The organism is Butyricimonas sp. Marseille-P2440 (assembly GCF_900091675.1).
GTDB lineage: Bacteria > Bacteroidota > Bacteroidia > Bacteroidales > Marinifilaceae > Butyricimonas > Butyricimonas synergistica.
In genome coordinates, this window is the sequence record NZ_LT594608.1 from 1 (window position 1) to 13,135 (window position 13,135).

Below are 13,135 nucleotides of genomic sequence, written 5' to 3' on the forward strand. Positions count from 1 at the left end.
ACACGTGTTACTCACCCGTGCGCCGGTCGCCATCAAGGTATTGCTACCTCATGCTGCCCCTCGACTTGCATGTGTTAAGCCTGTCGCTAGCGTTCATCCTGAGCCAGGATCAAACTCTTCATTGTAAAATATTATTCAGAAATTTATATCTGGCAGGGTCATGTGTATGAATCCCGACATCACGTCGGTCGATTCACGCTCGCTACGTTGTTTCTTTTTCACGTCAATATTGTTAAAGAACTCTTCTTTTTCTCGTCTTCACTGCCGCCATTTCTAGTGGCGAAAGCGGATGCAAAGATAAATCGTTTTTCCCTTCCCTTCCAAATCTTTTCCAAAGTTTTTTCAAACTTTTTTCGAGCGGGATCGTTAATAATAAATTCCACCCCTCGATTTACCTCTTCAAACATCTCAAGAACTCCGCTAAAACCGCCACTCGACATCTTCTATCACTCGCGCCCCTTTCGGTTTTGCGGGTGCAAAGATAATAGCAGAAAATCACCTTTTCCAAATTTTTTACCACCTTTTTTTGAACTTTTTTACAAGACACTAGAAAACAAATATTTAAAAATAACAAGACACGCCCCCAAACACCTCAAAGTATTGCCACGGATTAATACTCCCGTTCCAGCCAACGGGACAAAAACACGTCATAAACCCGATAACCAATCCCCTTCTTATCCACTGATTCCAGCAACAATTCTTTATCAACCAATGCTTTCACTAATCTTCGGGCATTTGCCGGAGTTCCAATATTGTATTTCCCGACAAAACCTTGCGCGGAAATTTGCCTCACCTCCCGCTCTTTAGCCACGGCTATCAAAAAATTCCATTGTATAGGTGTCAACAATTGACGATATTGTAGAAAAGCGGGCTCGTTACGTTCCAACAAATCAGAACAAGCCATCCTCACGTGTTCCGCGGTTACGGAAAATTCATCCATGGCAAACACCCGATTACACAAACTCTGCGTGTAAAAGGTATGTACATTACTCCAATCCAATATTTCATAAACGGCTTCCCGTTCAATCTCCTTGCCATAGTTTTCAAACAAATGAATTATAAAGGAGGCATACACTTCCCGATCTATTTTATCCACGGTCAAATACTGTGTACTGGCAAAAAAGGGTCTATTCGCGCTCGAGAACATTTCCAGTATAAGAGTTCTCCGACTACCACTAAAAATAAAACGGATATTGTTGAGTTGCTGCATGCAAGTCCGTAGCAAGGCTTCCATGTTCTTCTCCGGGTATTCCGCTATCTGCTGAAATTCATCAATAGCCAAAACTATCGGCACATTTTGCATGTCCAAAAAATCCAAAAGCCCCTTCAACGTGTTTTCTCTCTCTTGTGGCGTATGGTACACAATTTGCACTTGAGGCTCGCCCGTCAACGCATCATACCCGATCAAGGGACGCAACCCTTTCAAAATATCTTTTCACTATCTGTTTTAGACTATCTATTTTAGATAATCTAAAACAGATAGTCTAAAATATCTCATCAATTTAGGATTCCCCTATCGTCAAGGCTCTACTATCCGAGGCTTGTCGCCCGTTTTTCGACGTGGCGAAGCAATACGCCTTCACGTTCTCGTTATTCCAGTCCTCCGGTAACGCGTAAGTCGTGCTACCACTTTCGCCTCGATCCCGCAAGGTGACTAGCCTCGTCCGCTCCAGCTCCGTCTCGTAAAGCACCCCGTACACCTTATCATCCTGCAAGGCGAATCCATCTTCCACCTCTTGCATCTCCTGCTCGAAGACGTATTTCTGGCTCTCCGCGTTATACGCGACCGCCACCTTGGGCGGGTAAAGCATCCCCGCCGCCACCTTCAACAAGTCAAAATCTACCGTTCCCGCGTGTTTCTCGTCCACGATAACCGCTCCCATGTTTCGCGCCACGAACGCGTTCGAGGTCGTCCCGTGCCCGATACCCGCGAACCCTTTCCGGATCACAGGTATCATCTTTTGTGACAAGGACACGAGGGTTTTCATCCTCGCCCGCTGGTCAAGGATCTCCGGCGTCGGGTTATCCTTGCGGGAAAACACCTTCGCCTTGGCGATATTCTTTCTTCTCGTGTAACACAACGTGATGTTACCCACCGATCTTTTCGCTTTTCCTAACAAATAAGAATTAAATTCTGCCATGATAATTGAAAATTAAAAGTTGAAAATTGAAAATTAAAGATTTGAAATTAGCGATTGTATGTTTAAGCACCCGATCTCCCGAAGCGCCCCTTCCAACGCCGGTCCCGGGTCGATCTTCCGGGGAGTGATATCGGAATGGCACAGGACATGGGCTATCGAATACTCCCTTGCCAACATCCGGCACACATCACGCAAGGCGCACGCTTGCCTGTCCGTGTACTTGTGCCAGTAGCTGATTTTTCCGCCCGAGTCATCTGCGTAAACGTCCGAGGGCATCACCTCCGCGCCACACTCGGCGAAAAAACGCGCCCCGTCACGCTGCAATCGCCCGAGATTATCGAGCTCCACGCCGATCGAGAAATGATTGAACTCCACCCGTCCCCGGTAAAAACTCCGCCCGGCATGCCACGCCTCAATATTGAACGGGACGAGTTGAATGATCTCCCCGGCACGCCCGATCACGAGATGAGCGGATGCCGCCACGTCCGGACGACAAAGATAAAACGCGGAGGATAAAACACTTCTGCCCGCCGTGTAGTGCAGGACAATCGTGTCCGGCTTTTCGAGTGCCCGGGTATTCTTCGAGCAAGTCAGGTGAACCGCCTGGCAGTCCACTAGACGATGATTTAATATATCCATGATAAAAAATTAAAATTATTTCCTGACCATCAATTTCAAAATCGTCCCCGCGACCTTTTCGCCGCTCCTTCCCACCACGTAGCCGCCCAAGCCGATTTCCAGCAAATCCCAGAAGCGGGAAGTTTCCGCCAGGATCGGCAGGCTGGTAAACGTTCCGGCGAGAATAATCACGGCAAACGTCAACATCACGAGCGGTCGCCACGAGCGTTGCAGCCAGTTGCCCCGGGCTTCCTCCCCGATCACGGCAGCCTGCCTTTCCAGGCGTTGCCGCTCGCTCTCGGCGATGAGCCGGAGCAAATCCGTTTCCAATCTCTTTTTCTCCCGTGACGGGAGCGTCAGGCGGTCCACCACCTCACCGATGGCTCCCGCGATACCCGTTACCGGTTTCACCCTCTCGCTCATACCAGTAAATGTTGTGAGTCCGAGAACGCGGAAAACGAGGGCGACACGAAAAAGCAATACACGTGTACCGGCACCCCTTCCTTCCGGTGCAACGCGAAAGTCGCCGTCCCGTCCCCCCGCCTGGCTTGCACTCCTTCGACCACCTCCGGCGAGAAAGCGCGGTCGTCATGTAACAGCACGACCATCAAGCGGTCATCCTGGTCCAGGTACGCGCTATCGACCGACTCCGCCCAACGAAGGGTAACCCGATCCCGCTCGTCCACGGAAGCCGACAAATCATACTCCCCGTCCCGGTTCCCCGTCGACAAGCGCAGCCCCTCGTGATCGACGATTTTTCCCCGGTGGTCGAACATCCTCAAATTTACCCTCATGAACAGGGCAAAACCCGTGAGTTTTACGTTTCTCCCTGAACGTTGCCACACCTTTTCCAGGGGCGTTTCCTTCAATCGCTGGTAAAATCGGACAGCCACCCGGAAGCGGTTGCGGACCGCCTGCTGCTTCTCCGTGTTCGGGTTTTTCACCGCCGCCGGCACCGACCAGGCGTAAGTCTTGCCGTTCCGCTCGCTAAAAATCGTGTTGCCTATTCGTCCCTTAACCTTGAAAATACTGCATACTTCTGCCATCACCCTACATTTTTAAGTGAATAAATTGTTTTTACCCGCTTCCCGCCGCGGTCAGCCCTGCAAAAGGGAGAGATGGAGCCTCTCCACGGGAACACGATTTCGATAAAAACCGTACTGCGATTGTCCCGCCAGGTGTTATCCAGCCGACGTGTAAGCGTTGTACTGGAGTTGTAGCCCGTCCTCACCCTTTTCTCGACCCGCTTTCGCCTTGTTCTTCCCGGGAAGCCCTCTCGCTCCCGAACCGTTTCAAGTAATAAATCCATAGCGTTTAATTTTTGATTACACGACAAAAGTAAACTGGTATAACCCTCAATACAACTATTTTATCCCGTCCACCACGTCAACTGACCCGTTGCCTCTTTCTACCGACCGAACAATCCCTTTTCGCGGCGCGTTACCGACACTTGTAAAATTCAATTCTAATCACTAACTTTGTGATTGTTGAATGACTAATAAATAAAATGACACCATGAAATACTTGGATCCCAAGGCAGACCTGCCATTCAAACGCGTGTTCGGGGAACATCCCGACCTGGTGATGAGTTTACTCAACGCCCTGCTTCCTCTCGCTCCCGGGCAAGAGGTCACGGACATCGAGTACCTCCCCGCCGAGATGGTGCCCGATAACCCGTGGAAAAAAAACAGCATCGTCGACGTGCGGTGCAAGGACAAACGGGGAAGGCAATTCATCGTCGAGATGCAAATGATCTGGTCGCAGGAATTCAAGTACAGGGTATTGTTCAACGCCTCCAAAGCCTACGTGCGGCAAATCGGGAGCGGGGAAAATTACCACCTGCTGCAACCCGTTTACTCTCTCAACCTCGTGAACGAGATTTTCGAGCCGGCGATGAAGGGATACTACCACCACTACAAGCTCGTGCACGACAAGGATTCCAACAAAGTCATCGACGGGTTGCAACTCGTCTTCGTGGAACTGCCCAAGTTCACCCCACACACGTACGCGGAGAAAAAAATGCAGGTCCTCTGGTTACGGTTCCTTACCGAGATTGACGAACGCACCGTGTCCGTGCCCGAGGAGTTGTTAGCCAACCCCGAGGTCAACAAAGCTGTCAAGGCGATCGAGGAGGCGGCGTTCACACCGGCGCAACTCCTCGGCTACGAGAAATTCTGGGATAGCATCAGTACCGAGAAAACACTGTTCTACAGTGCCGAGCAGAGAGGGTTGGCCCGTGGAAGGAAAGAAGGAAGAGAAGAAGGGAAAGAAGAAGAAAAAAGGACGATCGCTCGTAACATGAAATCATTTGGCATGACCCCGGAAGCCATCGCCCAAATGACCGGGCTATCCTTGGAAGAAATCGAGGCAATATAGTTTCAATAAACCCGAATCGCGAACCTATTCCGGGAGGATGTTTCCCGGGATAAGTTATTTATGTTTATTTATTATTTTTAAAGGAGCGGGATTTATGCAATCCTTTCACTTTGCCGAGGAACCGGAAACGGGAGTGAAAGTCGTCACGGTAAGCGGAACTCACCGGGAAATCCTGCTTGCCGATGTAAATCGTGTTGCCGATCACCCGGTCCACGAGGTCCAGGCAGACGGCGTAACCACGGTGAACCCGGGCGAATCGCTCGGGAGGAAGTGCCGCCAGCACTTTCTGCAACGGGTGAATCACGATGATTTTGGTACCATCCTTGAAATGAATGTAACAATAAGCCCGATCCGCCTGCAACCAGGCGATACCCGAGAACAAGACCAAGCGGTACGAGTCATTACTCCAAACAAAAATCCGATCGTTCATCAAACGATCACTTACCACGGCGGCAGGTTCTGCCGGGAGGCTATTTTCTATCTCTATGTTATTTTGTTTCTGTGTCATAATCTTTTAATATTATGTCCCAGGAAACAAGCCTCCCGGCAGGTATATTTACAATTTTACAAAAAACAGGGGGACACCTTTCTTGCATGTACAATAGCAACCAAACACTCGTTCAAATCTTCACTAAACCTCAACAAGCGAACTTGACAAGTCTGTAAACAGAACGGGTTATAACCATCCACCATACGCTGACTAAAAAAGTGACTTCATCATTCGCAATTAATATCCTATCTATAAAGATAGGATAGTTTCTCCGATAAAAAATTAAATGATCTCTTTCGAGAAATTACGCGTAAAAATCTGCATATAGAATATCAATTTGCATCACCCCAACAATGGCATGTACAATGCCACAACACGCATTGAAACATGCCATTGTTTTAAAGCTATTTACAGGATATACCCCAACGACCTTTAATACATTTATCGTTTCATCTTAATTTTATGGTTTTATCCTCTTGCCATGCCATCTCGTATAACAAGTTATCCTGATCTGTCGGTACCTGTAATTCCAAATCATCTCCATTTTGTATACACAAAGCTTCCTTCTTGTCATTCACTATAACGAGCCTTAACTTACGTTTGCTACCTCTCGGTAAATCTACGATTGTACACCACATTAAAGGTGATTTGGTCAGCAAAATACCTTCTGGGACATTCCATTTTCCAAGTACGTCATCTTCCCCTGTAATCAAGAAATATTCACCTTCGGACAATTCATGTTTCACGGAAAAAACAACTTTCACGGATTCCTCGTTAGAAACATTTTTCGTTCGGGTAACAAATGACATAAAAACTAAACTAATTACACACAATAAAAATAAATAACCTTGCTTTTTCATGTTTTCTTGTTTTTTAATTTACTATTATTTTTTTTCCCAAGCTGCAATCATTGCTTTTTTCATTTCGTCAATCCCGGGAAATCCAGCTACCGAATGCCACACGACCTCTCCTTGGCGATTGATAATCAAGAATCCCGGAGCTCCAGGAATTTTATAAACTTTTCGGATATAATCAAATTGCCCTGCTGTCAAACGGATGTGGTGACCAGGTATTGTCTTTATCGCCTCCTGCCATTTTTCTAACGGAGAAGATTCGTCAGCCATATACACGTAAACATAATTGATTCCGGCTTCTTTCAATTCTTTTTTCAACGGCTTCATATCGTTCATTGCTGAAAAACACGAGCCACACCACGTCCCCCATGAATCTACCAGGATCATTTCCCCGGAAAAAAAGGAGGCTATATTTTCAATCACTTCCTCGTTCGGAACATTTTCCCCGATATCAAGCACCGTAACAGATTCTTCTTGAGATGCTGGAATAAACGTCACATCCAATAAATCCGCTTCTTCAAAAAATCGATTGGCAAAATCCCAAATATCCTCAACTTGAATCTTTTCCACGATCTTTTCGTAATTATCCGGATTAGCATCATCAATACCCGTTGTATAATAACGGTGCAAGTAAAGCACATTCCCCAAATTATAAAATTGACGAGGTTGCCGCGATGCTTGCTGATTCTCGACCATATCAACAACCACGTTTTTCAATTCATCTTCAGTGATGCCTGCTTTTCTCACGCGTTCAATTTCCCGAAACACGATCTTTCTCAATTCTTTAGCCCGATCCGGGGCACAGTCAAAAATCGTGTTAAACTTGAAATGCCCGTAAGGCTTGTTATTACCTATACCCAGGCAATTAACCGCATACGTGGCAGATTCCTCTTCGCGAATGACCCGAGTTAATCGTTCTCCTAAAATTTTACTTAAAATTTCCATCTTCAAATTATCCTCCCACGTGTACATCATCGTCTTATGATATTCCAATGCCACGGTTGCTATTTTATCTTGCATGGGTATTTGAATTTCTTTCTCAAGCACTCCACGAGGAGGACGCACTCCAGTATCTTTCCAATTTTCCCGCTTTTTAGAGGAGCCAATTGACCCTATATACTTCTCGACCAAAATTTTCATCTCACTTTCCGGTATGTTTCCACTAAAACAGAAGATAAAATCAGCAGCATTACTAAAACGTTCTCGCACGATTTTCTCTATCCTATCCAAAGTCAACAACGATAAATATTCCTCGTCCAAAAAACGAACCCGAGAACTGTAATTCGATTCTAGCAATTTCAAAGAATCCGCCATGGCTTCTTTGGGTGCTTTCCCTTTCGTCTTCAACCGTTCACGATTCATTTTCAATATATCTTGTAACTCTCCTTCGTCAAAACGAGGTTCTACAAACCACAAGTACACCATTTGCATCAACCGTTCAAAATCTGCAACACTAGATGCCCCACTAATAGATTCTTCCAACTCACCGACGGAAGCTGTCATCACCACGTTTTTTCCTCTATTCTTTCTTTCAAGTTCCTCTTTGGTAAAATTACCTAAACCAAAACGTCGCGATGTAAAAGTTACCCCCTCCCGAGAAGCTGGTAACATATCCCCTTCATACAAAGAACTTCCCCCCGCACTAAAAGCATATAATGAAATATCGTCCGGCTCTACTGGTGAAAAACTGAACACCACTTTTGCCCCATTGCCCAAAAGCCACTCCACAGCATGCAATTCTGGATGCCTATTTTCTTTAACTATAGGCGAACCTTTCAGTTTCGACTCATCTAGAAATGACTCATCAGAAGTGACATCCACGTAAGCCGTGAGTTCTTTTTGACTCACTCGTTTTTTGATTTCCATTACTTCACTTTCCGACAAATGAGTCGCTCCCAATGGACCCGTGATTACGATGACATCCCCGCTCAAACGATTCCATCTTTTCAACGTACTCCAAGTATCCGCAACTGATATTGTCGGTAATATTTTTTGTACAGCCTGATAATAAGAGTCAAAATCAAACATTCCGCTCTTGTTCAAAAAATTATTTTGTATCTCGGAAGCGATACTTTGGTGCGTGGTTAAATGTTGATTACCTTTAGCCAAATCCAAAGAACGCAATACATTTTTTTTCTGTCGCTCCAATTCACTATTTATGAAGCCATAACGCACTGCCTGCTCGTTCATCGTCAAGATATATTCGAGAGCGAGCCCCTCTTCTTCCGCACTCTTGGGTATTATACTCAACACGTAAGAATCGAACCCTCGTTCTATTCTTCCATTCGACATTTGACCTTGGAAAAACGGGATATCACGCTCGTGGCTTGCTTCTTTCATACGGTCAGCCAACATTCCGCATGTTAATTCCTCGATCAACTCTTGACGTACATTTTTGTAGGCATAAGGATCATCGCTGTCCGGCTGGTAAGCATAACGATATTGATAAATTACCGTTCGCTCGACTTCTCGATCGGTTGCCAACACATATTTGCTTTTATAAGGGCTCTCTATCTTGTAAAAAGGACGAGGTTTGGGATTCTTCACGGCAGAAACATCCCCGAATAACTCTTTAATTCGCACTTCCATTTCGTCTATATCAATATCGCCGATAACTGCCACCGCTGTCAAGTCCGTGCGATACCAATCATGGTAAAAATTCTGTAATTCTTTTACCGGAAACGTTTTGATGAGTTCGGGATCTCCTCCGATGTTTCGTTTCACGTATTGTGAATTTTCCCCGTATAGCACGGGTAGGTATTGCTCTCGCAATCGGGCTGTCGCATCACGTCGGGAACGTAACTCCTCCACGATCACGCCACGCTCTGCATCGACCTCCATCGGGTCTAAGGTCAATTCACTAATCCAATCATGCAAAACTAACAAACACGTGTCTATCACTGTCTTATTTCGAGCCGGCACATTTGCTATGTGATACACGGTTTCATTTTGCCCCGTGTAAGCATTAAAAGAGCGTATTCCATTCCTTTTCAGCACGTCATTCAGCGTTGTCCCGGGAAAATGAGTTGTCCCATTAAATGCCATGTGTTCCAAAAAATGAGCCAATCCATTTTGGGCATCACTTTCCATTAAGGCTCCCGCATTTCTGATCAAATAAAAACTAACACGTCCCCCAGAAGTATTACGGGCAAGATAATACGTCAAACCGTTACTCAAAACATTTTTCTTGATCTCGGGATTCAACGTTACCCGTTGATCCAAATTCTCTCCATCAACATCACGTAACAACTTCAATAAATAATTACGACATTCTAACGAGGAGGGACGATGCGGAAAATTAAGGTTCATTATTCTCCCCCGCGGATCAATCAACAAGAAAGTGGGATACCCCTTGATACTCAGTTGATCCACAAACGAATGGTCGGTTGCCAATAACTGAACCCCTTTCATACCCATTTCTTGCACTTGTTTCCGCCATTTGTCACCGGTCTTGTCTTTCTCGTGAGCAATGCTCACGAATACGATATTATCTTTCTCAAATTCTTCTTCCAATACTTGCATATAAGGCACTTCATGTTGACAAGGCATACACCACGTACCCCAAATATCAATAAAAACATACTTTCCCTTGAAATCCTTTAATGAAACCAGTTTCCCGTTCACATCAGGATACGAAAAATTAGGACAACGCTTTCCTAACCACTCCTCTCCCAAGCAAAGATTCGTTACAAATATGTAACACAACAATAAACCTATTTTCATTTTTTTACTTTTTAATCGTTATTTCAATTCCATCGGATTGGTAATCCACAAGCCGTCCACTCCTTCCATGGGATATCCATCTGGTTCTCCGTCATTTACTCCTTTTTTGTAAGCGACGCCCGACTCATTTATAAAACTCATGGTCGTTTCGGCAAATAATCTTTTCAACAACTGGAATTTTTTCACATCTAACGACGAGTGATTTTGAGGTAAACAGAGAAGCTGTTTTTCTTCGGGTAACAACGTCACTATTTCCGTAAATGAGAAACGAATCTCGCCCGATCCATCCTCTGCTTCCAAAATCACTCCCGGCAAACCGACTAATTTCCAAGGTCCTCCGGTATAAGGCAATTCTTCCGTAAACCATACCGTGTAATTCCGACCGGCATACCAACCAATAGCCTGCCGACAGGTATAACCTCCGATTCGTCTGGTTGCATCTTGAATTTTCCACGTTATATTTATCGTGTCTCGACAAACAAAATTTTCTTGAAACACCCGATACGTTTCATATACCATTCCCGTTTGCGGAAAACAAATCACCTGGTCAGGTGTACATTTGTAAATCAAGGTCGAGTCATAAGAACCGTACCAATTTTTAGGTTTCGGATGGTTCTTGCCTTTCGAACGCACGATCCCCATATGATAATAACTCCGGTAAACACTTCCCGACGGGGCGATAAGCGTCACCCTGTCTTCTTTATATACGCGATGGTAAACTTTATCATACAAGTAATGCAACCGATACCGCACCCCATAGTTTATCGAGTCCTGTGCCTGCACAATTTCCGCAACATACCCTACAATAAATACGAACAACAATAATTTCTTCATATTAATCTACATTAACGTTCGAACTTCTCCCGAATTGTCTTCACGGGAACGGTACTTTTAAGTGTCATCTGATAATTTCGTTGCGCTTCTTGATCCCCATACAATGTTTCCGTACGACTAACCATCCCGACTAAATTTCCCCGTTCATCAATGATCGGACCTCCACTAGATCCAACTGCGTATTCAGCAGAAATCTGCATCACAGCCACGGGACGACCGTTAAATTCGGAACGCCTTTCCGTTACATTTCGATTCACGATACCTTCTGTCATGAAAAACAACTTCCCGTGCGGGTGAGCCAAGCAATATACCCGGGCGCCTTCCCGTGCAGGCTGCCCTAGAGGAATCGGTTTCAATCGTTTATCCCCGACATCCACCCGAAATATAGCCATGTCCGCAGCTGCATCACAAGCTAACACCTCCTTTACCGGAAATACGTTTCCCTTCGCATCCACCAAAAAACGTAACAAATCATTCGCCCAATAAAATTGCATCGCTCCTGAAAGAATTATTTCAGCCAACACATGATAATTCGTCACACAAATACCATCTTCGGTCAAGACAATTGCCGTAGCCAATACAGATGTTTCCACCTGTTTGCTTTTTCCATTCCAAACCGCTTTGCAATATACCATGGAACTCTCTTTACATAAGCGATAAATATCTTCTCCCGTTAATGTTTTTTTCCGGGATTTAGGTAACTTGACATCAGTATGTACCTTGCCGTCTGCATGCATCGTGGAAAGAATCTTTTCTCGCACCGAATTGATGCGATTGCTATCATTCTTCTCCAAAAAAGCAGTCACTTGTTTATTCAATCCTTCTTTTAAAAATTCATAGTCAGGGTATTCAATACCTTGACCTTCGGTATTGAATACTCCTAAACATAAAAGAATCAAAAACATCCAAAAACGCATGATTTGAATTTTAAATAATTCCTTCTATTCAAATAAAACATCTAAATCCACACCTAATTCAATCACGCTATTTCGTAAAGATTCATAACGGGCGGTCACGTTGGGATATTTACCATAACGTTCATAAAAATCTTCTTTCGTGGCTGTCAACAACTCGTCCCAGAAAATTTGCAAATCCTCTTCTTTTGACCAAACCCTCATCATCACGCTAGATCCCCCACTAGTCGCGTATTCCGTATCTATAAGACCCCATTTTTCCGGACGCATTTCTTCCAACTCCTCCTTCATTTCTGGCACCCTGTTTTTATTCGCGATCAACTCTGCTAATCGCTTTTCGTATGGTTCCCACATATCAGGCGAAGTCCACCCCCAACCTTTGAGCATATCGATCGTTCCTTGCAAACTCGCAGAATCAGCTTCAAAACTATTTTCAATAGAATAAATAGAAGTTGCCAAACTATAATACTCCGGGGCTATGGCACTTACCGAACTATTTTGACGACGTGTGTAATTTTGTCCCCAAGGTTCATCAATTCCCATAAACATTTCAAGCATATTGTAAAAATTTTGCGCAAGGCGACTCAACTGGGAAGCACAAATCACGTTCACCAAAGTTTTCGTGTACTCGCTCAATACCTCCGGATCTTCACTAAATGCAAGTTTAGACACAGCAATATAACTGAACCCTTTAATTATTCTCTTTTGCACGTAATCGGAAGAGTGAGCGGATTCGGTCTGAAATAGAGAATCTACAATCAATATAGCTGGAATATTCATTTTCTCTGCATCCAAAACCTGAAATGCATCTTCCATCCACTCCAAGATAGGCAACAACTCCCGTTTACTTGCGGTCGAACTCACGTTCACCCGACTCCACTGGGTTCTTCGCTCATTTTCTCCTTCTGTCATATCGAAACCCACTTGCAGAACCTCGTAATACCAAATCGTATCACCGTTAACATTACGGTAACCGCGATCTTCCCTCCCAAGCGTATCATTATAAAATACGGCAATACCGGTATTATCGTAAAGATGATAGATTTTCGTATCCACTTCGTCCATTCCATCTCTATATTCAATGGTATTCCAATTTTTCATATTCGTGGGAGCCAATGTTTCTTCTTTCTCACAAGCTGAGAAAAATACAACTCCTAAAATAAATAACCATAATTTATTTCTCAT

General features: G+C 44.8%; 13 protein-coding genes and 1 rRNA gene. 1 reads left to right on the forward strand and 13 read right to left on the reverse strand.

Annotation, left to right across the window (positions count from 1 at the left end; translation table 11 throughout):
* From BN8899_RS03535 to BN8899_RS20615, 7 genes are all read right to left on the reverse strand, one after another.
* A 16S ribosomal RNA gene (locus BN8899_RS03535) occupies window positions 1-125 on the reverse strand; the annotation flags it as partial.
* Window positions 126-610: 485 nt separating this feature from the next.
* Window positions 611-1,426, reverse strand: coding sequence for an ATP-binding protein (locus tag BN8899_RS03545; protein WP_187376741.1), 816 nt, complete (start codon window positions 1,424-1,426; stop codon window positions 611-613).
* A 76-nt stretch (window positions 1,427-1,502) separates the two neighbouring features.
* The gene (locus tag BN8899_RS03550) at window positions 1,503-2,141 is read right to left on the reverse strand and encodes a DUF6266 family protein (RefSeq protein ID WP_065218334.1); all 639 of its coding nucleotides are present in this window, start codon (window positions 2,139-2,141) and stop codon (window positions 1,503-1,505) included.
* 33 nt (window positions 2,142-2,174) lie between these two features.
* On the reverse strand, window positions 2,175-2,780 hold the full coding sequence (locus BN8899_RS03555) for an N-acetylmuramoyl-L-alanine amidase (protein WP_065218335.1): 606 nt from the start codon (window positions 2,778-2,780) through the stop codon (window positions 2,175-2,177).
* A 15-nt stretch (window positions 2,781-2,795) separates the two neighbouring features.
* On the reverse strand, window positions 2,796-3,182 hold the full coding sequence (locus BN8899_RS03560) for a 3TM-type holin (RefSeq protein WP_065218336.1): 387 nt from the start codon (window positions 3,180-3,182) through the stop codon (window positions 2,796-2,798).
* Window positions 3,179-3,805 (reverse strand): DUF6266 family protein, encoded by a 627-nt coding sequence (locus tag BN8899_RS03565; protein ID WP_065218337.1) that lies wholly within the window; start codon window positions 3,803-3,805, stop codon window positions 3,179-3,181. The genes BN8899_RS03560 and BN8899_RS03565 overlap by 4 nt, the downstream gene beginning before the upstream one ends.
* The gene (locus tag BN8899_RS20615; RefSeq protein ID WP_148375257.1) at window positions 3,805-4,068 is read right to left on the reverse strand and encodes a hypothetical protein; all 264 of its coding nucleotides are present in this window, start codon (window positions 4,066-4,068) and stop codon (window positions 3,805-3,807) included. The genes BN8899_RS03565 and BN8899_RS20615 overlap by 1 nt, the downstream gene beginning before the upstream one ends.
* A 206-nt stretch (window positions 4,069-4,274) precedes the next feature.
* On the opposite strand from BN8899_RS20615, the gene BN8899_RS03570 reads away from it, so the two are divergent.
* A complete protein-coding gene (locus BN8899_RS03570; protein WP_065218338.1) occupies window positions 4,275-5,135 on the forward strand; it encodes an Rpn family recombination-promoting nuclease/putative transposase in 861 nt (286 codons plus the stop codon).
* A 64-nt stretch (window positions 5,136-5,199) separates the two neighbouring features.
* On the opposite strand, the gene BN8899_RS03575 is transcribed toward BN8899_RS03570, so the two are convergent.
* The 6 genes from BN8899_RS03575 to BN8899_RS03600 all read right to left on the reverse strand — a co-directional run bounded on the left by BN8899_RS03575 (window position 5,200) and on the right by BN8899_RS03600 (window position 13,135).
* Window positions 5,200-5,643 carry a LytR/AlgR family response regulator transcription factor gene (locus BN8899_RS03575; RefSeq protein ID WP_065218339.1) on the reverse strand — a complete coding sequence of 148 codons (444 nt, stop codon included), beginning with the start codon at window positions 5,641-5,643 and terminating at the stop codon, window positions 5,200-5,202.
* Window positions 5,644-6,074: 431 nt separating this feature from the next.
* On the reverse strand, window positions 6,075-6,485 hold the full coding sequence (locus BN8899_RS03580; RefSeq protein ID WP_065218340.1) for a carbohydrate-binding module family 20 domain-containing protein: 411 nt from the start codon (window positions 6,483-6,485) through the stop codon (window positions 6,075-6,077).
* Window positions 6,486-6,509: 24 nt separating this feature from the next.
* Window positions 6,510-10,202 carry an insulinase family protein gene (locus BN8899_RS03585; RefSeq protein WP_065218341.1) on the reverse strand — a complete coding sequence of 1,231 codons (3,693 nt, stop codon included), beginning with the start codon at window positions 10,200-10,202 and terminating at the stop codon, window positions 6,510-6,512.
* Between the two features lie 18 nt (window positions 10,203-10,220).
* Window positions 10,221-11,036 carry a GLPGLI family protein gene (locus BN8899_RS03590; protein ID WP_065218342.1) on the reverse strand — a complete coding sequence of 272 codons (816 nt, stop codon included), beginning with the start codon at window positions 11,034-11,036 and terminating at the stop codon, window positions 10,221-10,223.
* Window positions 11,037-11,047: 11 nt separating this feature from the next.
* Window positions 11,048-11,953, reverse strand: a complete 906-nt coding sequence (locus tag BN8899_RS03595) for a S1 family peptidase (RefSeq protein ID WP_065218343.1) — start codon at window positions 11,951-11,953, stop codon at window positions 11,048-11,050.
* 24 nt (window positions 11,954-11,977) lie between these two features.
* On the reverse strand, window positions 11,978-13,135 hold the full coding sequence (locus BN8899_RS03600) for a hypothetical protein (RefSeq protein ID WP_148375259.1): 1,158 nt from the start codon (window positions 13,133-13,135) through the stop codon (window positions 11,978-11,980).

Excerpts from the sequence above, each read along its gene's own strand:
- BN8899_RS03550 (WP_065218334.1), bottom strand. The coding sequence starts at position 2,141 with ATGGCAGAATTTAATTCTTATTTGTTAGGAAAAGCGAAAAGATCGGTG.
- BN8899_RS03555 (WP_065218335.1), bottom strand. The coding sequence starts at position 2,780 with ATGGATATATTAAATCATCGTCTAGTGGACTGCCAGGCGGTTCACCTG.
- BN8899_RS03560 (WP_065218336.1), bottom strand. The coding sequence starts at position 3,182 with ATGAGCGAGAGGGTGAAACCGGTAACGGGTATCGCGGGAGCCATCGGT.
- BN8899_RS03565 (WP_065218337.1), bottom strand. The coding sequence starts at position 3,805 with ATGGCAGAAGTATGCAGTATTTTCAAGGTTAAGGGACGAATAGGCAAC.
- BN8899_RS20615 (WP_148375257.1), bottom strand. The coding sequence starts at position 4,068 with ATGGATTTATTACTTGAAACGGTTCGGGAGCGAGAGGGCTTCCCGGGA.
- BN8899_RS03570 (WP_065218338.1), top strand. The coding sequence starts at position 4,275 with ATGAAATACTTGGATCCCAAGGCAGACCTGCCATTCAAACGCGTGTTC.
- BN8899_RS03575 (WP_065218339.1), bottom strand. The coding sequence starts at position 5,643 with ATGACACAGAAACAAAATAACATAGAGATAGAAAATAGCCTCCCGGCA.
- BN8899_RS03580 (WP_065218340.1), bottom strand. The coding sequence starts at position 6,485 with ATGAAAAAGCAAGGTTATTTATTTTTATTGTGTGTAATTAGTTTAGTT.
- BN8899_RS03585 (WP_065218341.1), bottom strand. The coding sequence starts at position 10,202 with ATGAAAATAGGTTTATTGTTGTGTTACATATTTGTAACGAATCTTTGC.
- BN8899_RS03590 (WP_065218342.1), bottom strand. The coding sequence starts at position 11,036 with ATGAAGAAATTATTGTTGTTCGTATTTATTGTAGGGTATGTTGCGGAA.
- BN8899_RS03595 (WP_065218343.1), bottom strand. The coding sequence starts at position 11,953 with ATGCGTTTTTGGATGTTTTTGATTCTTTTATGTTTAGGAGTATTCAAT.
- BN8899_RS03600 (WP_148375259.1), bottom strand. The coding sequence starts at position 13,135 with ATGAGAAATAAATTATGGTTATTTATTTTAGGAGTTGTATTTTTCTCA.